Below are 21,967 nucleotides of genomic sequence, written 5' to 3' on the forward strand. Positions count from 1 at the left end.
ATGACAGGCGCCCCGACGGCCGCTATCGTCGAATCAAAACTAAAATGCGGACGCGGGGTCGAAATCATGCTGAGAACCATCCAAGTCTCGAGCTGTATCTCCGTTCAGGGGGAGATCGTCGAGGTGATGACGGACGGAACCGTCCTCATCCGCGACGGAAATACCCTGTATCGCGGCCGCCCGATCGAGCTTCGGCCCGAGGCGCCCGCCGTGGTCCCCCGGGTGCGCGCGAGGGCCGAGCCCAAGGCCGCCGTCACCGCCTGACGCGACGCCGCGCTCAGATCCAGCCGGCGAGCTCGCGCTCCAGCACCGCGACCAGCGCATCGACATGCGCCGGCTCCGCGTTGAGGCACGGGATATAGGTGAAGCTCTCGCCGCCGGCGTGCAGGAAGGCTTCGCGGATCTCCTCGTTGATCTCCTCGAGCGTCTCCACGCAATCGGCCGAGAACGCCGGCGCCATCACCGCGATGTGCCGCCGCCCGGCCTGCGCCAGCCGCGCCACCTCCTCGACCGTGTAGGGCTTCAGCCACTCCTCCGGCCCGAAGCGCGACTGGAACGCCACCACCACCTCGTCCTCGCCGAAGCCCAGCCGCTCGCGCAGCAGCCGGGAGGTCTTGCGGCAATGGCAGTGATAGGGGTCGCCCTCGGCCAGATACCGCTCCGGCAGGCCGTGATAGCTCGTCACCAGCGCGTCGGGGCGCCGCTCCAGCCCGGCATAGGCCCGCTCCACCGACCGGGCCAGCGCCTCGATGTAGAGGGGCTCGGCGTGGTAGGCCGGCACGGTCCGCAGGCTCGGCTGCCAGCGCAGCCCCATCAGTGCCCGGAACGCCGCGTCGCAGGCGGTCGCCGTCGTCGCCGCGGCGTATTGCGGGTAGAGCGGGAAGAAAACGATCCGCTCGCACCCTGCCGCCGCCATCCGCTCGACCACCGACCGGGTCGAGGGGTTGCCGTAGCGCATGGCGAAGTCGACCACCACCCGCCCGCCATGCGCCGCGGCCAGCCGCTCGGCCACCGCCGCGGTCTGCTCGCGGGTGATGGTCAGCAGCGGGCTCTCGTTCCGCTCGGTGTTCCAGATGCCGCGATAGGCCGCGCCGGAGCTGAACGGCCGCTTGCTCAGCACCATCAGCTGCAGGATCGGCTGCCACTTCCAGCGCGGGTAGTCGATGACCCGCTGGTCCGAGAGGAACTCGTTCAGGTAGCGCCGCATCGACCAGTAGTCCGTCGCGTCCGGCGTCCCGAGATTGGCGAGGATCACCCCGACCCTCGCCGGCGGAACCGGCGGGTGGTCGGGCGCCGCATGGGCGAGCCGCCCCTCGCCCGGCAGGTCGAGGCCGTCGGCGGCGATCTTCGGCATCTCGTTCATCGGCTGTCGGCCCTCCGTTTCCCGCCTACCTATGCGCTTGCGCAGCCGGGTCAATCGTCGCGTCGGCCGGGCCCGGCGCGCTCGCCGGCGCTCTGCTCCGCGACGCCGAGCGCGTCGGCGAGGCGCGCGCCGGCCGACCCGGGGCGCAGCGCCTTCGGCTGGCCCTCGGCCGGCGCCCAGCCGGTGAGGAAGACGATCTCGAACCCCGCCCGCACCCGCCCGTCCGGCCCGGCGAGGCGATCCTGGCAGAGCGCCGCCGCCCGGGCGATGACGCGGCGCCGGGTCGGCCGGCGCAGGCGCGCCCGCATCACGTTGGTCTCGCCCATGGCGCGGAGGTCGCGCATCAGCGCCAGCGCGTCGGCGTAGCTCGCCTCGACCCGGAGCGAATCCGCCACCGGCATGGCGAAGCCCGCCCGCTGCATCAGCCCGCCGAGGTCGCGGATCTCGCCCATCGGCGCCACCCGCGGGCTGAGGCCGCCGGTCTCCGCAACCTCCGCCTCGGCCAGCGCGGCGCGCAGCTCGGCGAGCGTCCCGGCGCCGAAGAGCGCGCCGACGAAGAGCCCGTCCGGCGCCAGCGCGCGGCGGCACTGGACGAGCTGGCCCACGGGGTCGTTCGCCCAGTGCAGCGCCAGGGCGTGGACCACGAGATCGTGCCCGCCGGGCGCGAGGTCGAGGATCTCGGCGTCGGCGGCGGTCCGGGCCGGCGGCGTCTCCGCGGCGCGCAGGCGTTCCGCCCAGAGCGCGGCCCGCGGGCCGACGATGGCGGGGGCGTGAAACCGCCTGTTAACCGCCGCAAGCCTATCGGCGACCTCGTCGGCCGCCACGGCGTGCAGGAAATCCGCCGGGCCGCCGGGAGCGGCCGCCGCCCGCGCCCGCCGCAGGGCGAGCAGGTCGCGGTCGAAGAGGTCCGGGGGCATGTCGCTCATGCCGCCCACATAGGCAGGGAAGGAGCAGGACGCCATGCTGTTGCGCGCGATCGGGGCCGGGATCGTCGACATGGTGTTTCCGCCGCGCTGCATCGCCTGCCCCGAGCCGACGGACGCGCCGCACGGGCTGTGCCCGGCGTGCTGGCGCGACACCCATTTCATCGCCGGCACGGCCTGCCGGCGTTGCGGGTTGCCGTTGGTCGGCGGGGAGGCCGGCGATGCGGATGTCTGCGACGGCTGCCTGCGCCACCCGCCGGCCTGGGACCGGGGCGCGGCGGCGGTTCTCTATGCCGGGGCGGCGAAGCGGGTGATCCTCGCGCTGAAGCACGGGGACCGGCTCGACACGGTCGGGCCGCTCGCGGCGTGGATGGCGGCGGCCGGGCGGGAGCTGCTCGCCGGGGCCGACGTGATCGCGCCGACGCCGCTGCACTGGCGGCGGCTGGCGCGGCGGCGCTACAACCAGTCGGCGGAGCTGGCGAAGCGGCTGGGGCGGCTGTCGGGCCGGCCGGTGGCCATCGACCTGCTGTCGCGGGTGCGCGCCACGAAGCCGCAGGAGCGGATGGACCGGGCGGCGCGCGCCGCGAACCAGGCGGGGGCCTTTGCGGTGACGCCGCGGCGGATCGCGGCGGTGGCGGGGCGGTCGGTGCTGCTCGTCGACGACGTGCTGACCTCGGGGGCGACGCTCTCGGCCTGCGCCGACACGCTGCGGGCCGCCGGGGCGGCGCGGATCGACGTGCTGGTCCTGGCCCGCGTTGCCTTCGACGATTCGGCGAAGCTATGATGGCTCCGTCGCGGAGGAGCCGATGCCGCCTGTCACCATCTACACCACGCCCTTCTGCGGCTATTGTCACGCCGCCAAGCGGCTGCTCGGCGCCAAGGGCGTCGCGTTCGAGGAGATCGACGTCGCCGCCGACCCGAGCCGGCGGGCGGAGATGATCGACCGGGCGCGGGGGCGGCGGACCGTGCCGCAGATCTTCGTCGGCGAGCAGCATGTCGGCGGGTTCGACGACATCAGCGCGCTCGAGCGCGAGGGGCGGCTCGATCCGCTGCTCGCGGGCTGACGGCGATGCGGGTCGGCCTCGTCCAGCTCTGCTCGGGCGACGACCCGGCGGCGAACCTCGCGGTGACCGAGGCGCTGGTCCGCGAGGCGGCGGCCGGCGGGGCGGAGCTGGCGCTCACGCCGGAATGCACCAACCTCCTCACCTCGAGCCGCGCGTTGCAGGCCGAGACGTTCCGGGTCGAGGCGGACGACCCGACGCTGGCGCGGCTGCGCGTGGTGGCGGCGGAGCTCGGGGTCTGGCTGCTGATCGGCAGCCTCGGGCTCGCCAGCGGGGATGCCGACGGGCGGTTCGCCAACCGGAGCCTGCTGGTCGCGCCGGACGGGAGCGTGGCGGCCCGCTACGACAAGATCCACATGTTCGACGTCGAGCTGGCGGGGGGCGAGAGCTATCGCGAGAGCGCGGCGTTCCGGCCGGGCGACCGGGCGGTGGCGGCGCAGGCGGGGCCGGCGCGGCTCGGGCTCAGCATCTGCTACGACCTGCGCTTCCCGGGGCTCTACCGGGCGCTGGCGCAGGCGGGGGCGGAGGTGATCACTGTCCCCGCCGCCTTCACCGTGCCGACCGGGGAGGCGCACTGGCAGGCGCTGCTGCGGGCGCGGGCGATCGAGACCGGGGCCTTCGTGCTCGCGCCGGCGCAGGCGGGGACCCATCCGGCCCGGACAGGCAAGCCGCGGCGGACCTGGGGACATTCGCTGGCGGTCGGGCCCTGGGGCGAGGTGCTGGCCGACGCCGGCGAGGCGGTCGGGGTGACCCTCGTCGATCTCGACCTCGGCGCGGTGGCGCGGGCGCGGGCGCAGGTGCCCTCGCTCGGCCACGACCGGCCCTTCGCCGCGCCGGCCGGGCGATGACCGAGATCCCGAGCCGCGACCCGGTGCTGGTCGCGATCTTCGGGGAGATCGTGGTGATCGAGCAGCTCGCCCGGATGCGGCTGGCGCGGGCGCTGCCGCGGGGGATGGAGCTGTCGCACTTCATGACGCTGAACCACCTGGCCGGGGCCGGGGGGGAGAAGACGCCGGCGCAGCTCGCGCGGACCTTCCACGTCACCAAGGGGGCGATGACCAACACGCTGCGCCGGCTCGACGCCGCGGGATATGTCCATATCCGGCCCGACTGGGACGACGCGCGCCGCAAGTGGGTGAGCCTCAGCCCCGCCGGGCAGGCGGCCCGCGACCGGGCGGTCACGGCGATCGCCCCGGTCTTCGACGACGTGGCCGCCCGGCTGGGGCAGGAGCGGCTGAGGGCGTCGCTGCCGCTCCTGCGGGCGATGCGGGCGAGCCTCGCCGAGCCGGCCCCTGCCGGACCGGGGAGCCGCGTGGGCGTCCGCTGAGCGGGGTGTTCACGCGTGAAAATTGTCCAAGTCATTGATTCTTCGTCGGGGCGGCGAGCCTGCCCCGCGTTCGTCGGCGTGGACGCTCGGGTCGGGCAGGGTCGTCTGCAAGCGGCGCTGAGCGGGGTGTTCACGCGTGAAAATTAGCTAAGCCATTGATTCTTCGTAGATTGACGCCGGAGACGCCGCGCGCGCCACACTGCACGACGGTGGAGAGGAAGCCCTGCCCGAAGCAGGTCGCGACGCCGACGCCAGACGGATTTGACCCGTGGCAAATCCGTCCGCGATCGCCCCTGCGGGGGGCGAGCGCGTTGCCGCGCTCGCCGGGGCGATCACGGACGGATGGCGCGCTTCCGGAGAAATCGGCGCCCCTCACGGCTTCCGCGCGCAACCGCGCTCCAGCCGTCGGCGCGGCGAAAGCAGGGCTTTCGCCTGTCGCGCCGGGCCTCGCGGGCAAGCCCGCTTCGGTCGGTCGGTCGGCGCGCGCGCGCCCCGTGGATCCAGCAGAGCAGACAGGTGTCGTGCAGTGTGCCACGCGCCACACTGCACGACAGTGGAGAGCAAACCCGTCCGAAGGTAGGTCGCGACGGTGAAGCCAGACGGATTTGACCCGCGGCAAATCCGTCCGCGATCGCCCCTGTGGGGGGCGAGCGCGATTCCGCGCTCGCCGGGGCGCTCACGGAAGAATGGCGCGCGACGGAGAAATCTTCACCCCTCACGGCTTCCGCGCCAACGCGCTCCAGCCGTCGGCGCGGCGAAAGCAATGCTTTCGCTTGTCGCGCCGAGCCTCGCGGGCAAGCCCGCTTCGGTCGATCGGCGCGGCCCGGCATGGGGCGGCGACGAGTCCGTGTCCTGCAGTGTGCCCACGCGCTACACGACGGAGGCGGCGAGGTCTCGCCTCGTGACGGCTCCCGATCGGCCATGAGGGCGGCGCGGCCCTGGCGTAGCGTGCCGCGCAGCGCGACGGTCGTCTGCCCTAGGCGCGTCTCGTCGGGCGGGCCGGCGGAGGCCGGCCCGCAAGGGGCTACTGGCCGCCGCCGAGGTTGTGGACGTAGACGGCGACCTTGCGGATGTCCTCGGGACGCAGGCGGTCGCCAAGGGAGAAGGACGGCATGATGCCGTAGCGGGCATTGGTGATCGTCTCGCGGATCGTCGCCGGGTCGCCGCCGTAGAGCCAGATGCCGTCGCGGAGGCTCGGGGCGCCCTGCTCCTGCATGCCGCCGCCGTCCTCGCCGTGGCAGGAGGAGCAGTTGTCGATGAAGTCCTGATGCGCCGCCTCGGCCATCGCGGCGTCGTGCTCGGCGCCGGAGAGCGACAGCACGTACTGCGCGAGCCCGTCGATCTGCGCCGGCTCGAGGATCTCGCCGAAGGCAGGCATCTGGCTGAACCGGGTGTCGGGATCGGGCTCGTAGCGGATGCCGTGCTGCACGGTCTGGTAGATGTCCTCCACCGTGCCGCCCCAGAGCCAGTCGTCGTCGAGGAGGTTCGGGAAGCCGCCGAGCGCCCCCTGCCCGCCGGCGCCGTGGCACTGGCCGCAATTGTTGCGGAAGACCGCGCCGCCGCCGGCCACCGCGAATTGCAGGAGCTCGGGGTCCTGCTCGATGGCGGGGAGCTCGGTGGCGAGGATGCGCTGGTCGAGCGCGGCATTGGCGTCGCGCGCCATCGCCAGCTCGTAGGCGACCTCGGCCCGGCTGGAATAGCCGAGGATCCCGGGCGTCGCGCCGTGGATCAGCGGCCAGGCCGGGAACAGGATCACGTAGACGACGCCCCAGATGATGCAGGCGTAGAACGCCCACAGCCACCAGCGCGGCATCGGAGTGTCGAGCTCCTTGATGCCGTCCCAGTCGTGACCGGTCGTCTCGGTCTGGGTGGCCTCGTCGATCTCGCGCCTAGTGGCCATCCCCGTCGTCCTTCGGCTTGTCTTCGTTGCGGAAGATCTGGTTGGCGGCGTCGTCCTGCTTCTTCCTCGAGCCGGGGCGGAACACCCAGGCCACGATGCCGGCGAAGGCGACGAGCATCGCCAGCATCCCCCAGCTGTCGGCCAGCGTGCGCAGGAACCCGTAGCTTTCCATCGCGGCGCTCCTCAGCGGCTCGCCGCGGGAGTGTAGGTCGAGAAGTCGACGAGCGTGCCCAGCATCTGGAGGTAGGCGATCAGCGCGTCGAGCTCGGTGACCCCCGGCTGGCCGTCGAAGTTGCGCGCGACCGCCTTGGGATAGCGCGCGAGCAGCCCGTCGACGTCGCCGTTGTCCGGGTCGGCCTGGGCGCGGAAATCGGCCCTGGCCGCCTCGATCATCTCGTCGGTATAGGGCACGCCCGCCGTCCGCTGCGCCCGCATGACCTGCTGGATGCGCTCCGAGTCGACATGGTTGCTCGCGAACCACGGGTAGGCCGGCATGACCGATTCCGGCACGAGGTCGCGCGGGTTCTGGAAATGCGCCACGTGCCAGGCGTCGGAATAGCGGCCGCCGAGGCGGGCGAGGTCCGGGCCGGTGCGCTTGGAGCCCCACTGGAACGGGTGGTCGTACATCGATTCGGCCGCGAGGCTGTAATGGCCGTACCGCTCCTGCTCGTCGAGCATGGTGCGGATCATCTGGCTGTGGCAGGTGTAGCAGCCCTCGCGCACGTAGATGTTGCGCCCGGTCAGCTCGAGCGGCGAGTAGGGCCGCATGCCCTCGACCTTCTCGATGGTGTTGTCGAGGTAGAAGAGCGGCACGATCTGCACCAGCCCGCCGATCGACACCACGATGAAGCTCAGCACCAGGAGCAGGAAGGCGTTCTTCTCGACCAGGTGGTGGTTGCGGAGGATCCAGTTGCCGCGCGGAGCGTGGCTCGGGGCTTCCTCGGGGCGGTCGCCCGCCGAGGGGGCCGCGGGGGCCTTCTCCGGGTCGGCGGTCTTGTCGTTCCTGTCCTCGGCCATGCTGCGGCCTCCCTTACTCGGCGGCCACGGGATGCGGGGCGGGCGCGGCCTGCCCGGTCCCGCGAATGGTCTGCCACAGGTTCCAGACCATGATCAGCCCGCCGGTGAGGAAGAAGACCCCGCCGAGCGCGCGGATGACGTACATCGGATGCATCGCGGCCACGGTGTCGGCGAAGGAGTTCACCAGGAACCCGAGGCTGTCGGTCTCGCGCCACATCAGGCCCTGGGTGATGCCGGCGACCCACATCGACGAGGCGTAGAGCACGATGCCGATCGTCGCGAGCCAGAAGTGCCAGGAGACGAGGCTGAGCGAGTAGAGCCGCTCGCGATGCCAGAGCCGCGGCACGAGGTAGTAGAGCGCGCCGAAGGTGATCATGCCGTTCCAGCCGAGCGCGCCGGAATGCACGTGGCCGATCGTCCAGTCGGTGTAGTGGCTGAGCGAGTTGACCGAGCGGATCGACATCATCGGCCCCTCGAAGGTCGCCATGCCGTAGAAGCCGACCGAGATCACCAGCATCCTGAGGACCGGGTCGGTGCGGAGCTTGTCCCAGGCGCCTTGCAGGGTCATCAGGCCGTTGATCATGCCGCCCCAGGACGGCATCCACAGGATGATCGACATCACCATGCCGAGGATCTGCGCCCAGTCCGGCAGCGCGGTGTAGTGCAGGTGGTGCGGCCCCGCCCAGATGTAGAGGAAGATCAGCGCCCAGAAGTGGATGATCGAGAGCTTGTAGGAATAGACCGGCCGCTCGGCCTGCTTGGGGATGAAGTAGTACATCATCCCGAGGAACCCGGCGGTCAGGAAGAAGCCCACGGCGTTGTGGCCGTACCACCATTGCACCATGGCGCCCTGCACGCCCGGCCAGAGCACGACCGACGACGAGCCCCAGATCGAGACCGGCACGGCGACGTTGTTGACGACGTGCAGCATCGCGACGGTGACGATGAACCCGAGGAAGAACCAGTTCGCCACGTAGATATGCGGTTCCCGGCGCTTCACGATCGTGCCGAGATAGATCGCGAGATAGGTGACCCAGACGATGGTCAGCCACAGGTCGACGTACCATTCCGGCTCGGCGTATTCCTTCGACTGGGTGGAGCCGAGGACGTAGCCGGTCGCCGCGAGCACGATGAAGAGGTTGTAGCCCCAGAACACGAACCAGGCCGCGTTGCCGCCCCAGAGCCGCGCGGCGCAGGTGCGCTGGACGACGTAGAACGAGGTGGCGATCAGCGCGTTGCCGCCGAAGGCGAAGATCACCGCGGAGGTGTGGAGCGGGCGGAGGCGGCCGAACGAGGTCCAGGGCAGGCCGAGGTTCAGGTCGGGATAGGCGAGCTGGAAGGCGATCAGCGTGCCCATCAGGAAGCCGACGACGCCCCAGAAGGCGGTGGCGATCACCCCGTAGCGGATCGGGCCGTCCATGTAGCTGTCGGCGAGGTCGGCGGGCTGCGGCTGGCCGGCCGCGCGGACGGACCAGACGAAGCCCGCCGTGCAGAGCGCGGCGAGCAGGACGGCGTGGACCTGGTAGGCGAGGTCGTAGCCCCAGTTGGCCGCCATCGCGAACAGCAGGGCGAGAAGCCCGAACGCCGCGATCTTCACTACGTCGAGCATCGTCACCCCTCGCCGCTACCGCGCATGGCTGTTCTCAGGCAGATCGCCTGATGCGCGCATCGCACCCTTGCAGCGGCAGGGCGCCACGATCATTGATTCAAATCAAGCCTGCCGGATCGCTTTTCCGGCGTGGCGAGGATTGGGGGGCGCCCGTGGAGACCACCGAGGGGGTCTGCGCCGTCTGTGGGGGGCGGTTCCGGCGGGCGGCGCTGGGCCGGCTCGCGGCGGAGAGCGACGGCGTGGCGGAGCTCGTCCGGCGCGACCGGCCGGGTCTCGGGCCGGACGCGCTGATCTGCCGGGACGACCGGGCCCGCTACCGGCGGATGCGGATCGAGCGGCTGCTGGAGGCGGAGCGCGGCGATCTGGGGGCGCTGGAGCGGGAGGTGCTGGCGAGCCTCGAGGCCGGGGCGCCGGTCGCGGAGGACGTCGAGGGGGTCTATGCGGAGCGGCTGGGCTTCGGGGCGCGGGCGGCGGACGCGGTGGCGGCGCTCGGGGGGTCGTGGCTCTTCATCGGGGGGTTCTGCGGGCTGTTGCTCATGTGGATGGCGCTGAACGTGACCGGGCTCGCGTTCCGGCCGTTCGATCCCTATCCGTTCATCCTGCTCAACCTCGTCCTCTCCTGCGTGGCGGCGTTGCAGGCCCCGATCATCATGATGAGCCAGCGGCGGCAGGAGGAGAAGGACCGGCTGCGGGCGGAGAACGACTACAAGGTGAACCTCAAGGCCGAGCTGGAGATCCGCCACCTGCACGAGAAGATCGACCGGCACCTGGCGAGCCAGTGGGAGCGGCTGGCGGAGATCCAGCGGGCGCAGATCGAGATGATCGAGGAGCTGGCGGCGCGGGAGGGGCGCGACGGGCGGGGCTAGCCGGGCCGGCTTCGCAAGGGGTCATGGGAGATTGCAGCCCTGCGCCGGAAGGCGAGACGGCGTCGTCCCCGGAGGGACGACGCCGCCCGCGCGACGATCGGGGCTGCTGCGGGGCGCCGATCGTGCGGCTTGGAGCGGTTCCTGGCGTCGATCCTGCCTGCGGGCGAAAGCCCTTCCCGCATGCCTCGAACCGGCGGAACCGCCCCTGATGCCGGATAGCGCCTTGACGCCGGTCGGCGAGGGACTGCCGCGCGCCTGGCACATAGCCCGGACGGAGAGGAACGCGCCAAGCCGGCGGGGGTTCCCGATCTCGCAGGCCGTCTGCGGGGCGGGGTTCGGTTCAGGCCGGATTGAGTTGATCTGCTCCGCCGGGGACGGCGGGATGGACGGGCCCGGCGGTCGACGGGAGGAGGCAGGTGCGGGTGGAGCAAGCAAAGCAGACGCTCCGGGAAGTTCCCAAATTTGCGCGCAAATATATTTCGAAATATTTTGAATATAAACGGTGAAAATCATTGCATCGTTGGCAGCGCCGCATTTCGCGGCGCCGTTCGAATCACTTTGCAGTTCTGCCGTCCCTGCCCCGGACGCTTCGGATCCAGCCGTCGCGGGACGGACCTTGCCGTTCGGCAGAGGCGAAGTCGCCGGGCGCCGGGCCCCTACGCGGCGTTCGGGTAGAGCGCCTCGTAGATCGGGGCGAGGGTCGAGGAATCGAAGAGCGACGAGACGCTGGTGCCGTTCGAGATGTTGAGGATCGCCTGGCCGAAGAGCGGCGCCACGGGGACGATGCGGATGTTCGGGGCGGCGCGCACGGCGGCGTTGGGCTCGATCGAGTCGGTGATGACGAGGCTCTTCATCGGCGAGCCGGCGATTCGGTCGACCGCGGGGCCGGAGAGCACGCCGTGGGTGATGTAGGCGTGGACCTCGCGGGCGCCCCTGTCGACGAGGAGCTCGGCCGCCTTCACCAGCGTGCCGGCGGTGTCGCAGATGTCGTCGACGATGATGCAGACCCGGTCCTCGACGTCGCCGATCACCGTCATCGAGGCGACCTCGCCCGGGGCGGAGCGGCGCTTGTCGACGACCGCGAGATCGGCCTCGATGCGCTCGGCGAGCTCGCGGGCGCGGGCGACGCCGCCGACGTCGGGCGAGACGATGGTGACGTCGCGCAGGGACGCGAACTGGTGGCGGATGTCGAGCGCGAAGACCGGCGCGGCGTAGAGGTTGTCGACGGGGATGTCGAAGAAGCCCTGAATCTGCGCGGCGTGGAGGTCCATGGTCAGGACGCGCTCGATTCCGGCCTCGGTCAGCAGGTTGGCGACGAGCTTTGCCGAGATCGGGGTGCGGGCCTTGGCGCGGCGGTCCTGGCGGGCGTAGCCGAAATAGGGCATGACCGCGGTGATCCGCGCCGCGGAGGACCGGCGCAGCGCGTCGGTCATGATCATCAGCTCCATCAGGTTGTCGTTCGCCGGCTTCGACGTCGACTGGATGATGAACATGTCCTCGCCGCGGACGTTCTCGTGGACCTCGACGAAGATCTCCTGGTCGTTGAAGCGCTCGACCCGGGTCTTGCAGAGCTCGACATGCTCGCCCCGGTGGATGGAGATGCGCCGGGCGATGCCCTGCGCCAGCGCGCGGTTGGAGTTGCCGGCGATGAGCTTCGGCTTGAACAGGGGGTTCATGGCGCTCGCTCCGCCCGGGTTCCGCGACGAGCGAGCCCCTAGCATCGCCGCCCGCGCTTGCAAAGACCCGCAATCGCGCGAACATGCCGGCTGAACCGCCCGGGAGCCGCGCCATGGCGACGATCGACTACTTCCTGTTCCCGCTCTCGCCCTATGCCTACCTCGCCGGACAGCGCCTCGAGGAGATCGCGGCGCGGCGGGGCGCGGAGATCGCCTACCGGCCGTTCCAGCTCCCGCAGGTCTATGCGGTGGTGGGCACGCCGAACGTCGCCGACCGCCATCCCTCGAAGCAGGCCTACCGGTTGCAGGATCTCGCGCGGGTCGCGCGCGCCGCCGGGCTGCCGATCAACCTGCGGCCGGCGCACTGGCCGACGAACCCGGCGCCGGCCTCGGCGGCGATCGTGGCGGCGCAGGCGGCGGGCGGGGGCGATCTCGGCGGCTTCGTGCACGGGGTGCTGAAGGCGGTCTGGGCCGAGGATCGCGACATCGCCGACGACGCGGTGCTGCGCGACCTGCTGGGCGCGCACGGGTTCGACGGCGGGCTCGCGGACCGGGGGCTGATCTCCGGCATGGCGGCGCTGGAGCGCAACACCGAGGAGGCGCTGCGGCGCGGGGTGTTCGGGGCGCCGAGCTATCTCGTCGGGGAGGAGATCTTCTGGGGGCAGGACCGGCTGGCGCTGCTCGACGCGCGGCTTGCCGAGGCGGGCTGACATGCGCGAGCGGGTGCAGCCCGACGGGCGGCGGCTCGGCTGGCGCGAGGCCGGACAGGGCGCGCCGGCGCTGTTCCTGCATTGCATGCTGGGCCGCTCGGCGGCGTGGACGGGGGTGATCGCCGAGCTCGGCGACCGGCTGGCGATCTCGGCCCCGGATCTGCCCGGGCACGGGCGGACGGAGCACGACCCGGCCCGCTCGGTGCAGGAGCAGGCGCTGGCGGATGCGCGCTCGCTGCTCGGCGGGGCGGGGAGGACGCATGTGGTCGGCCATTCCTTCGGGGGCGCGGTGGCGCTGCGGCTCGCGGTGGAGGCGCCGGAGGCGGTGGCCTCGCTGACGCTGATCGAGCCGGTGCTGTTCGCGCTGCTGGCCGGGGGCGATCCTGCCGCGCACGCGGCGGAGGCGGCGGCTGCGGCGCCGGCGCGGGCGCGGATGGCGGCGGGGGACTGGCCGGGGGCGGCGGAGGCGTTCCTGGCGCGGTGGAGCGCCGTGCCGCTCGGCGGGCTGTCGCCGGAGCGGGCGGCGGAGATGATCGCGGGGATGCCGCTGGTCGCGGCCGGAGAGGCGGACATCGTGGAGCCGGCCACGGCGCGGCCGCGGGCCGACGAGATCGCCGCGATCGCGGCGCCGGTGCTGCTGATCGACGGGGCGTGCTCGCCGCCCTCGATCGCGGCGATCCTCGACCGGCTGGCGGCGCTGCTGCCGGCGGCGCGGCGGGTGACCGTGCCGGGGGCGGGGCACATGCTGCCGATCACCCATGCCGGCGCAGTCTCAGGCGCGCTGCGCGACTTCCTCGCCGCGGGCGGGGGCGACCGGGTCGGCTGACCAGTCGCAGCGCCGCCGATCCCCCACGCCGGCGCAGTGTCAGGCGCGCTGCGCGACTTCCTCGCCGCGGGCGAGCGCCACGAAGCGGTCGATGGCGGCCGGATCGGCTGACCAGTCGCAGACGAGGCGGGCCGGGACGAGGACGTCGTCGGGGCCGTCGAGGGTGGCCGCGGCCGGGTCGTCGAAGGACCAGAGGTAGTATTGCGCGCCGGCCGCGCGGGCGCGGCGGTGGCCGGCGCGGGGCCAGGCGGCGAAGACCTCGTTGGCCTCGGTCGGGTGCTCGATGCGGGCGCCGGGGATCGCGGCGACGCCGGCGGAGAGCCGGGCGGCGGCGGCGTTGGCGCGGCCGGCGAGGTCGAGCCAGAGGCCGTCGGCGAGGTAGGCCTCCATCTGCGCGGCGAGGAAGCGGTGCTTGGAGAACAGGTGGCCGGCGCGCTTGCGGCGCAGCTCGAGCTCCCAGGCCCTGGCGGGGTCGAAGAGGATGACGGCCTCGACGCCCATCAGGCCGTTCTTGGTTCCGCCGAAGCTCAGCGCGTCGACGCCGGCCTTCCAGGTCAGCTCGGCCGGGGCGCAGCCGAGGGACGCGACGGCGTTGGCGAAGCGGGCGCCGTCCATGTGGACGGGCAGGCCGGCGGCGCGGGCGACGGCGGCGAGGCGGGCCACGGCGTCGGGGTCGTAGACGGCGCCGGCCTCGGTGGCGTTGGTCAGCGTGACGGCGCCGGGCTGGACCTGGTGGACGCTGCCGCCGGCGCGGGCGATGGCGGCGGCGAGCGCGGCGGGGTCGATGCGGCCGTGGGCGCCCTCGACCGGGGTGGTGGTGGCGCCGCCGGCGTAGAAGCCCAGCGCGCCGCATTCGTCCTCCTGCACGTGGGCGTGGGTGTGGCAGAACACCGTTCCCCAGGGCGGGCACAGGCAGGCGAGGGTGAGCACGTTGGCGGCGCTGCCGGTGGCGACGAGGCGGACGGCGGCCTCGGGCGCCTCGAAGATCTCGCGGATGCGGGCGACCACGCGGGCGGTGACCGCGTCGTCGCCGTAGCCGGCGGCGTGGCCCGCGTTGGCGCGGGCGAGCGCGTCGAGCACGCTCGGGTGCGCCGGGCCGGCGTTGTCGGAAAGAAACCACATCAGCCCTGCTCCGCGATCACGTAGTCCTCCCAGTCCTCCTCGTCGACCTCGTATTCCGGCGTCATCCGGCCGCGCAGCGAGACGCCGGCGCGGTGGACGCTCTCGGGGTCGCCGGTGAGGAGCGGGTGCCAGGCGGGGAGGTCCTCGCCCTCGGCGAGGAGGCGGTAGGCGCAGGTCGAGGGCAGCCAGTCCCGGGCCGTCTCCAGCGCGTCGGGGTCGAGGGCGATGCAGCCGCGCACCAGCTGGCGGCGCAGCGGGTAGTTGCCGCAGCGGCAGCTGCCGAGGTCGAGCAGGCGGCAGGCGATCGAGGTGAAGGCGAGGCGGCCGGTGTCCTCGTCCTCGAGCTTGATCAGGCAGCACTTGCCGCAGCCGTCGCAGAGCGCCTCCCACTCGTCGCGGGGCAGGCTCTCGAGCGGGAAGCGCCGCCAGAACTCGGGGCGGAGGCCGGTGCGGTCGATCGGCGCGGCCGTCTCCTGCGGGGGGCGGACGGGGCGGGCGTTGGGGCGGGTCATGGGGCGCAGTATCTGCCCAAAGCGGCGCGGCCGGAAGGGGTGGGCGTCAATAGGCGAGCGTCGCGGCCAGCCGCTCGCGCGCCTCGGCGACGTCGCGGCGCATCCGGGCGACCAGCGGCTCGGGGCCGTCGAAGCGCAGCTCGGGCCGCAGCCAGGCGACGAGGGCGACCGAGATGGTCGCGCCGTAGAGGTCGCCGTCGAAGTCGAGGAGATAGGCCTCGAGGTTGACCTTGCCGCCGCCGAAGGTCGGGCGGTCGCCGACGTTGACCGCGGCGGGCCAGCGGCCGCGATGCGGGCCGTCGAGCACGTCGACGAGCGCGGCGTAGACGCCGGAGCGCGGCCGGTGCAGGCCGTCGAGGCTCAGGTTGGCGGTGGGGAAGCCGAGGAGCCGCCCGCGCGCGTCGCCGTGCTCGACGACGCCCTCGACGCGGTGCCAGCCGCCGAGGAGCCGCGCGGCCTCCTCCGGGCGCCCGGCCTCGAGCGCGGCGCGGATCGCGGTGGAGGACACCTCGTCGCCGCCGGCGTCGAGGAGCGGCGCGGCGACCACGGCGAAGCCGAGCTCCGGCCCCATCCGGCGCAGCAGCTCGAGGTTGCCGCCGCGGCCGCGGCCGAAGTGGAAGTCGGCGCCGGCGACCAGCGCCCGCACCCCGAGCGCGGCGTGGAGCACGTCGCGCACGAAGGTCTCGGCCGGCAGCGCCGCCATCGCGGCGTCGAAGGGGAGCTCGTAGAGCTGCTCGACCCCGAGCGCCTCCAGCCGCCGGGCCCGCGCCTCGGGGCCGGTCAGCCGGAAGGGCGGGCCGTCGGGGTTGAAGAAGGCGCGGGGATGCGGCTCGAAGGTGACGACGCCGAAGGGCGCGCCGAGCGCCGCCGCCTCGGCGCGGGCCAGCGCCAGCACGGCCTGGTGGCCGCGATGCACCCCGTCGAAATTGCCGATCGCCACCGCGGCGCCCCTGTCCGCCGGCGCGAGGCCGCGATAGCCGTGGTGTCGTCGCATCGGTCCCTGCGCGGGACCCCTGCCCGCCCGTCAGTCGAACTTGCGGCTCGGCGCCAAGACCAGCGCCTCGCCCTTGAGCACGACCGTATCGCCCACGCGACAGGCGCAATCAAGCGTGACGCGGCGCCGGGCGTGGTCGATGCCGGCGACGGTGACGACGGCCTCGACCCGGTCGCCGGGGCGGACGGGAGCGAGGAACTTCAGCGACTGGCCGAGATAGACCGTGCCGTGGCCGGGGAGCTGCTCGCCGATCACCGCCGAGATCAGCGCCGCGGTCAGCATCCCGTGGGCGATGCGGCCCTGGAAGATGGTGTCCTGCGCGTAGTCGTCGTCGAGATGGACGGGGTTGTGGTCGGTCGAGATCTCGGCGAAGGCGCGGATCTCGGCGTCGCCGATCGTCTTCGACACTGACCGGGTCATGCCGATCTCGATGTCCTCGATGCAGATCGTCCCGACCGGCAGATTATGCCCGCGCTCGTCCAACATGGCCCGCCTTCTCCCGTCTCGCCTGCGGGGACCATAACCGGTTGTGCGGGCGCAGCGCAACTTCATTGCGCAATGATCGTAAAGATTGTCGCATGTCCGGGACAGATTGTTCCGTCGCGGATTGCGAGGCGCCGGCCCGGGAAGGCCGGCGCCGTCGAATCGGCTTGCGCGACGGCGGCGGAGCGGGTCGGAATGGCGCGGTCGCGGAGGAAGCCCCCGATGAAGATCGCCGTCGCCGCCTATCCGATCGACTGGCACAACCGCTGGAACGAGTATGTCGGCAAGCTGCGGCTCTGGGTGCGCAGCGCGGCCGAGGCGGGGGCGGAGCTCATTGTCTTTCCCGACCTCGCGGCGCTCGAGATCGCGAGCCTCGCCGGCGAGGACAACGCCGGCGACCCGCGGCGCGCGACCGACGCGCTGACGGCGCGGATCAAGGACGTGGACGACCTGCATGCGAGCCTCGCCCGCGAGTTCGGCGCGCATATCCTCGCCGCGGCCGGGCCCCTGCGCCTGCCCGACGGCCGCGTCGTCGACCGGGCGCGGCTGTTCGCGCCCGGGGGCGAGCGCGGCGCGGCGGACCAGGTGGCGCCGGCGCCGGCGCTGCGCGACGCCTTCGGCCTCGCCAGCGGCGCAGCGGCGACCGCCTTCGACACCGCGCTCGGCCGGATCGGCGTCCTTCTCGGGGCGGACCTGTTCGAGCCGGAGCTGGCCGCGGGGCTGCGCGACGCCGGGGCGGGGGTGCTGCTCGCCGCCGCCGTGGCGGAAAGCCCTGATGCGGCCGCAGCGTTGCGCGAGGCCGCCTCCGTGCGGGCCCGCGAGACAGGCCTGCCGGTCGCGCTCGCGGTGGCGATCGGCGACGCGACCTGGACCCCGGCGCTCGGGCGCGCGGTGGGGGCGGCGGCGGTCTACGGGCCGGACGGCGCCGAGCTGGCGGCGGGCAAGGCCGACACGCCGGGCTGGGTCCACGCCGAGGTCACGCCGGCGCCGGCGGCCATCGCCACAGGCTCCGGCTCGGCGGCGCTCGTCGCGCTGGCGTAAGCCTCCCGCGGCCGGGGACGGGCGCGTCTCACGGGCATCCTGTCACGCGGAGCCGCGTGTCCCCTCCGCGCGGGCTAGCGAATTCACACTTCTCCTCCAGCCGCCATGGACCGAACGACAGGAAGCCGATGGCCGACCGACCGACGCGGGCTCCGCCCGCGAGGCTGCGGCGCGACAAGCGAAAGCACGGCTTTCGCCGCGCCGACGACCGGAGCACGTTGGCGCGGAGGTCGTCAGGGATGAAGATTTCCCCGTTGCGCGCCATCCGTCCGTGATCGCCCCGGCGAGCGCGGAATCGCGCTCGCCCCCCGAGGGGCGATCGCGGACGGATTTGCCACGGGTCAAATCCGTCTGGCGTCAGTGTCGCGGCCCATTCCTCCCGATCCGTGGCGTCAGCCGGGATGTGTGAATGCCGTAGCCGCGCGGGGGGCCGGATCGGACCGCCCTGGCGCGGGCGGTCAGGGGCTGGCCCAGAGCCGCGGGATCTGCTGGGCGAGGGTGAGGAGCGACAGGACGCCGAAGAGCACGAAGGCCCAGACCAGCGTCGCGATGCGGAACGGCCCCGGCTGGATCTCGGGCACGAGCACCCGGCGGTTCAGGACGATGAGGAGCGCGGAGTAGATGAACATCATCAGCCCGCCGACGCAGGCCGAGATGACGAGGAGCACCAGCGGCTGGGCGAGGCCGACCAGCAGGACGACGATGCCGATGGCGACGAGGCCCCAGACGAGGAAGAAGTAGAGCCGGCTCTCGTTGTGGCCGCGGAGATAGGAGGTCCGCAGCACGTCGGCGGCGAGGCGGCTGGTGTAGTCGACGATGCCCGTCGCCGCGGCGAAGAGCGAGAAGGCGCCGATGAACCAGAAGAGCACGCCGAACCAGGCCCCGACCTTCTCCTGCAGCACTTCGCCCTCGCGGCGGACGAACTCGATCGAGTTGGCGAGCCCCTCCTGCCCGTAGACGGTGGAATAGGCGAGGAGCGAGGTGAAGGTGATGGTGACGAAGGTGATCAGCACGAAGGTGAGGAGCTGCTCCTTGTTGGCGAAGCGCCACCAGCGGTCCCAGCGGGCGAGGTTCTCCGGCGTCGGCTCGAACACGTAGCCGGTGCTCGGCGCCGCCTCGGGCTCGCCGGTGACCGCGCTGGTGATCCGCGGCACGTACTTGCCCATGCCGAAGCCCTTGTCGCGGATCCAGTTCGACTGGCAGAGGTTCTGCCCGCCCCCCGCCCCGGCGAAGGCGAGCGCGCCGAGCAGCACGGCGAAGCCGAGCTCCGCCGCGGGGATGCTGGCCCGGGTGACGACCTCGGGGAGGCTCGACCAGGCCTCGGCGGTGATGACGAAGATCGCCGAGATGACGATGAGGAGGCCGACGGCGGCGACCTTCACCATCTGCATCCGCTCGAGCATGACGTAGACCACGGGCGCGAGGGTCAGGATCAGGCCGATGACGAGCAGCATCCCGATGGCGATGTAGGCCGGGTTGCCGCCGACGAGGAAGCTGATCATGGTGGCCGAGCTGGTCGCCCAGCCGGGCCAGAGGTTGGCGAAGTAGGTCATCAGCGCGAAGACGAGGCCCCAGTGCCGCCAGAAGCGGCTGAAGCCGGTGAGCACGGTCTCGCCGGTGGCGAGCGTGTAGCGCTCGATCTCCATGTTCAGGAAGAACTGGGTCATCACGCCGACGAGCGCCGCCCAGACGAAGACCAGACCGACCTGGCTCGCGATGTAGGGGTAGAGGATGAACTCGCCCGAGGCGAGCCCGACGCCGGCGGCGACGATGCCCGGGCCGATGATCGAGGCGGTGTTCTCCGGCGCGGCCGGGAGGTCGCGCACCTCGGGCCTGCCGAGGATTCGCGTCGGAAAGCGGTCGGCGGCCGAGCGTGCGAGCATGAGCGTTTCCCCGATCCCGCGCCGTTCCTCGGCGCCTCGCGGGGAGCCTGCGTCATCCGCCGCCCTCCCGTCAATCGTGGAGCGCGTGGTTGCGGGAGGCGAAGGGCGCCGGGGCGCGCCCGGAACGACGAAGGGCGCGCCCCGGTCGGCGCGCGCCCTTCGTCGTCAGCGGGCCGTCGTCAGGCGACGGCCGTCAGTGCGCCGCGGGCGGGGGCGTCGCCGCGCCCGGGGCGGCCGCCGCGGCGGCCTTCGCCGCCTCGGCCGCCTCGTCCCACTCGATCGGCTCGGGCAGGCGCGTCAGCGCCACCCGGAGCACGTCGGTCACGTTGGAGACGGGGATCAGCTCGAGCCCGTTCTTCACGTTGTCGGGGATCTCGCGCAGGTCCTTCACGTTGTCCGCCGGGATCAGCACCGTCTTGACCCCGCCGCGCAGGGCGGCGAGCAGCTTCTCCTTGAGCCCGCCGATCGGCAGCACGTTGCCGCGCAGCGTCACCTCGCCGGTCATCGCCACGTCGCGGCGGACCGGGATGCCGGTCAGCACCGACACGATCGAGGTCACCATGGCGACGCCCGCCGACGGGCCGTCCTTCGGAGTCGCCCCCTCCGGCACGTGGACGTGGATGTCCACCGCCTCGAAGAGCGTCGGCTTCACGCCGAGATCGGGCGCCTTCGAGCGGACGTAGCTCGACGCCGCCTCGATCGACTCCTTCATCACGTCGCCGAGCTTGCCGGTCGTCTTCATCCGCCCCTTGCCGGGCAGCTTCAGCGCCTCGATCGAGAGCAGGTCGCCCCCCACCTCGGTCCAGGCGAGACCGGTGACGACGCCGACCTGGTCGGCCTCCTCGGCGAGCCCGTACTTGAAGCGGCGCACCCCGAGATATTCCTCGAGGTTCTCCGACGTCACCACGACCTTGGCCGCCTTGCCCTTGACGATCTCCGTCACCGCCTTGCGGCAGAGCTTGGCGATCTCGCGCTCGAGGTTACGAACGCCCGCCTCGCGCGTGTAGTAGCGCACGATGTCGCGCAGCGCCTCGTCGGTCATCTCGAACTCGGCCGGCTTCAGGCCGTGGCCCTTCTCCTGCTTGGAGATCAGGTGCATCCGGGCGATGCCGACCTTCTCGTCCTCGGTGTAGCCGGAGATCGAGATGATCTCCATCCGGTCGAGCAGCGGCCGCGGCATGTTGTAGCTGTTGGCCGTGGTGATGAACATCACCTGGGAGAGGTCGTACTCCACCTCCAGGTAGTGGTCCATGAAGGTCGAGTTCTGCTCGGGGTCGAGCACCTCCAGCATGGCGGACGCCGGATCCCCCCGGAAGTCCTGGCCCATCTTGTCGATCTCGTCGAGCAGGATCAGCGGGTTGACCGTCTTCGCCTTCTTCATCGACTGGATGATCTTGCCGGGCATCGAGCCGATATAGGTCCGCCGATGGCCGCGGATCTCCGCCTCGTCCCGGACGCCGCCGAGCGAGATGCGGATGAACTCGCGCCCCGTGGCCCGCGCCACCGACTTGCCGAGCGAGGTCTTGCCGACGCCCGGAGGCCCGACGAGGCAGAGGATCGGCCCCTTGAGCTTGTCGCTGCGCGACTGCACCGCCAGGAACTCGACGATGCGGTCCTTGACCTTCTCCAGCCCGTAATGGTCGTCGTCGAGGACCTTCTGGGCGTGGCCGAGATCCTTCCGGATCTTCGACTTCTTGCCCCAGGGGATCGACAGCATCCACTCCAGGTAGTTCCTGACCACCGTGGCCTCGGCCGACATCGGGCTCATCGAGCGCAGCTTCTTCAGCTCGCCCAGCGCCTTGTCGCGGGCCTCCTTCGAGAGCTTGGTCTTGGCGATGCGCTCCTCGAACTCCGAGGCGTCGTCCTGGCCCTCGCCCTCGCCGCCGAGCTCGCGCTGGATCGCCTTCATCTGCTCGTTGAGGTAGTACTCGCGCTGCGTCCGCTCCATCTGGGTCTTGACGCGGGACTTGATCTTCTTCTCGACCTTGAGCACGGACATCTCGCCCTGCATCAGGCCGTAGATCAGCTCCAGCCGCTCGCCGACGTCGGGCTCCTCGAGCAGCTTCTGGCGCTCCTCGAGCTTGACGCCGAGATGGCCGGCGACGGTGTCGGCGAGCTTGCCCGCGGGCATGCTGTCGCTGACCGACGAGGCGGCCTCCTCGGAGATGTTGCGGTTGAGCTTGGCGTAGCGCTCGAACTCCTCGACCACCGCCCGGCTCAGCGCCTTGACGGCCGCGGGGTCCTTCTCGGTCTCGTCGATCTGCGTCGCCTCGGCCTCGAAGAAGCTCGGATTGTCGAGGAAGCGGGTGATCGCCACGCGCGACTTGCCCTCGACGAGCACCTTCACGGTGCCGTCGGGCAGCTTGAGGAGCTGCAGCACGTTGGCGAGCACGCCGGTGCGGTAGATGCTGTCGGGCTTCGGCTCGTCCTCGGAGGCGTCCTTCTGGCTCGACAGCAGGATCTGCCTGTCGTCCTTCATCACCGCCTCGAGGGCGCGCACGGATTTCTCCCGCCCCACGAACAGCGGCACGATCATGTGCGGAAACACCACGATGTCGCGCAGGGGAAGGACGGGGAAGCTCTGGCTGCCTTCAATCGTCATGATCTGTCCTTGTATCCTGGCAAAGCCTCCCACCCCGGACGATCCAGCGGCA

General features: G+C 72.0%; 22 protein-coding genes. 9 read left to right on the top strand and 13 right to left on the bottom strand.

What is annotated here, in order from left to right:
* Window positions 1-66 precede the first annotated feature (66 nt).
* Window positions 67-264, top strand: a complete 198-nt coding sequence (locus KBB57_RS00780) for a hypothetical protein (RefSeq protein ID WP_290745287.1) — start codon at window positions 67-69, stop codon at window positions 262-264.
* Between the two features lie 13 nt (window positions 265-277).
* On the opposite strand, the gene hemH is transcribed toward KBB57_RS00780, so the two are convergent.
* Together hemH and KBB57_RS00790 are read right to left on the bottom strand one after the other, a co-directional pair.
* Window positions 278-1,354: a ferrochelatase gene (gene hemH, locus KBB57_RS00785; protein WP_290745409.1), complete on the bottom strand. Its 1,077-nt coding sequence runs from the start codon at window positions 1,352-1,354 to the stop codon at window positions 278-280.
* Window positions 1,355-1,413: 59 nt separating this feature from the next.
* The gene (locus KBB57_RS00790; RefSeq protein WP_290745412.1) at window positions 1,414-2,280 is read right to left on the bottom strand and encodes a methyltransferase domain-containing protein; all 867 of its coding nucleotides are present in this window, start codon (window positions 2,278-2,280) and stop codon (window positions 1,414-1,416) included.
* Between the two features lie 43 nt (window positions 2,281-2,323).
* Here KBB57_RS00790 and KBB57_RS00795 point away from each other — a divergent pair, with 43 nt between their 5' ends.
* Genes KBB57_RS00795 through KBB57_RS00810 form a run of 4 tightly spaced genes read left to right on the top strand, consistent with a single transcriptional unit; the run spans window position 2,324 to window position 4,674 of the window.
* Window positions 2,324-3,070: a ComF family protein gene (locus tag KBB57_RS00795; protein ID WP_290745289.1), complete on the top strand. Its 747-nt coding sequence runs from the start codon at window positions 2,324-2,326 to the stop codon at window positions 3,068-3,070.
* Window positions 3,071-3,092: 22 nt separating this feature from the next.
* Complete coding sequence (gene grxC, locus KBB57_RS00800; protein ID WP_290745292.1) at window positions 3,093-3,350, top strand: glutaredoxin 3; 258 nt, start codon at window positions 3,093-3,095, stop codon at window positions 3,348-3,350.
* A 5-nt stretch (window positions 3,351-3,355) separates the two neighbouring features.
* On the top strand, window positions 3,356-4,195 hold the full coding sequence (locus KBB57_RS00805; protein WP_290745295.1) for a carbon-nitrogen hydrolase family protein: 840 nt from the start codon (window positions 3,356-3,358) through the stop codon (window positions 4,193-4,195).
* Window positions 4,192-4,674 carry a MarR family transcriptional regulator gene (locus tag KBB57_RS00810; RefSeq protein WP_290745299.1) on the top strand — a complete coding sequence of 161 codons (483 nt, stop codon included), beginning with the start codon at window positions 4,192-4,194 and terminating at the stop codon, window positions 4,672-4,674. Before KBB57_RS00805 ends, KBB57_RS00810 begins: the two co-directional genes overlap by 4 nt.
* 1,024 nt (window positions 4,675-5,698) lie before the next feature.
* Here the strand turns inward: KBB57_RS00810 and ccoP are convergent.
* Genes ccoP through ccoN form a run of 4 tightly spaced genes read right to left on the bottom strand, consistent with a single transcriptional unit; the run spans window position 5,699 to window position 9,200 of the window.
* Window positions 5,699-6,574, bottom strand: coding sequence for a cytochrome-c oxidase, cbb3-type subunit III (gene ccoP / locus KBB57_RS00815; RefSeq protein ID WP_290745302.1), 876 nt, complete (start codon window positions 6,572-6,574; stop codon window positions 5,699-5,701).
* Window positions 6,564-6,746, bottom strand: a complete 183-nt coding sequence (locus tag KBB57_RS00820) for a cbb3-type cytochrome c oxidase subunit 3 (RefSeq protein ID WP_290745305.1) — start codon at window positions 6,744-6,746, stop codon at window positions 6,564-6,566. Before KBB57_RS00820 ends, ccoP begins: the two co-directional genes overlap by 11 nt.
* Before the next feature lie 11 nt (window positions 6,747-6,757).
* Complete coding sequence (gene ccoO, locus KBB57_RS00825; protein ID WP_290745308.1) at window positions 6,758-7,591, bottom strand: cytochrome-c oxidase, cbb3-type subunit II; 834 nt, start codon at window positions 7,589-7,591, stop codon at window positions 6,758-6,760.
* Window positions 7,592-7,604: 13 nt separating this feature from the next.
* The gene (gene ccoN, locus KBB57_RS00830; protein ID WP_290745310.1) at window positions 7,605-9,200 is read right to left on the bottom strand and encodes a cytochrome-c oxidase, cbb3-type subunit I; all 1,596 of its coding nucleotides are present in this window, start codon (window positions 9,198-9,200) and stop codon (window positions 7,605-7,607) included.
* A gap of 152 nt (window positions 9,201-9,352) precedes the next feature.
* On the opposite strand from ccoN, the gene KBB57_RS00835 reads away from it, so the two are divergent.
* Entirely contained in the window at window positions 9,353-10,066 is a 714-nt protein-coding gene (locus tag KBB57_RS00835; protein WP_290745313.1) for a DUF1003 domain-containing protein, read from the top strand.
* 656 nt (window positions 10,067-10,722) lie between these two features.
* Here the strand turns inward: KBB57_RS00835 and KBB57_RS00840 are convergent.
* A complete protein-coding gene (locus KBB57_RS00840) occupies window positions 10,723-11,742 on the bottom strand; it encodes a ribose-phosphate pyrophosphokinase (protein WP_290745317.1) in 1,020 nt (339 codons plus the stop codon).
* Between the two features lie 113 nt (window positions 11,743-11,855).
* On the opposite strand from KBB57_RS00840, the gene KBB57_RS00845 reads away from it, so the two are divergent.
* Together KBB57_RS00845 and KBB57_RS00850 are read left to right on the top strand one after the other, a co-directional pair.
* Window positions 11,856-12,452, top strand: coding sequence for a 2-hydroxychromene-2-carboxylate isomerase (locus tag KBB57_RS00845; protein WP_290745321.1), 597 nt, complete (start codon window positions 11,856-11,858; stop codon window positions 12,450-12,452).
* A gap of 1 nt (window position 12,453) precedes the next feature.
* A complete protein-coding gene (locus KBB57_RS00850) occupies window positions 12,454-13,278 on the top strand; it encodes an alpha/beta hydrolase (RefSeq protein WP_290745324.1) in 825 nt (274 codons plus the stop codon).
* Between the two features lie 39 nt (window positions 13,279-13,317).
* Here the strand turns inward: KBB57_RS00850 and KBB57_RS00855 are convergent, their stop codons facing one another.
* From KBB57_RS00855 to KBB57_RS00870, 4 genes are read right to left on the bottom strand one after another with little or no spacing between them, the layout of a single operon-like run.
* Window positions 13,318-14,400, bottom strand: a complete 1,083-nt coding sequence (locus tag KBB57_RS00855) for a low specificity L-threonine aldolase (protein ID WP_290745327.1) — start codon at window positions 14,398-14,400, stop codon at window positions 13,318-13,320.
* Window positions 14,400-14,912 (bottom strand): YcgN family cysteine cluster protein, encoded by a 513-nt coding sequence (locus tag KBB57_RS00860; protein ID WP_290745330.1) that lies wholly within the window; start codon window positions 14,910-14,912, stop codon window positions 14,400-14,402. The genes KBB57_RS00855 and KBB57_RS00860 overlap by 1 nt, the downstream gene beginning before the upstream one ends.
* A gap of 46 nt (window positions 14,913-14,958) precedes the next feature.
* Complete coding sequence (locus KBB57_RS00865; protein WP_290745333.1) at window positions 14,959-15,906, bottom strand: bifunctional riboflavin kinase/FAD synthetase; 948 nt, start codon at window positions 15,904-15,906, stop codon at window positions 14,959-14,961.
* Window positions 15,907-15,936: 30 nt separating this feature from the next.
* Window positions 15,937-16,392 carry a MaoC family dehydratase gene (locus tag KBB57_RS00870; RefSeq protein WP_290745336.1) on the bottom strand — a complete coding sequence of 152 codons (456 nt, stop codon included), beginning with the start codon at window positions 16,390-16,392 and terminating at the stop codon, window positions 15,937-15,939.
* A gap of 219 nt (window positions 16,393-16,611) precedes the next feature.
* Here KBB57_RS00870 and KBB57_RS00875 point away from each other — a divergent pair, with 219 nt between their 5' ends.
* A complete protein-coding gene (locus KBB57_RS00875; protein WP_290745339.1) occupies window positions 16,612-17,430 on the top strand; it encodes a nitrilase-related carbon-nitrogen hydrolase in 819 nt (272 codons plus the stop codon).
* Window positions 17,431-17,888: 458 nt separating this feature from the next.
* Here KBB57_RS00875 and KBB57_RS00880 read toward each other — a convergent pair whose 3' ends face one another.
* Together KBB57_RS00880 and lon are read right to left on the bottom strand one after the other, a co-directional pair.
* Window positions 17,889-19,313: an Nramp family divalent metal transporter gene (locus KBB57_RS00880; protein ID WP_290745342.1), complete on the bottom strand. Its 1,425-nt coding sequence runs from the start codon at window positions 19,311-19,313 to the stop codon at window positions 17,889-17,891.
* A 193-nt stretch (window positions 19,314-19,506) separates the two neighbouring features.
* Complete coding sequence (gene lon / locus KBB57_RS00885; protein WP_290745345.1) at window positions 19,507-21,915, bottom strand: endopeptidase La; 2,409 nt, start codon at window positions 21,913-21,915, stop codon at window positions 19,507-19,509.
* Between the last annotated feature and the right edge of the window lie 52 nt (window positions 21,916-21,967).

This window comes from Amaricoccus sp. (assembly GCF_017993425.1).
Lineage (GTDB): Bacteria > Pseudomonadota > Alphaproteobacteria > Rhodobacterales > Rhodobacteraceae > Amaricoccus.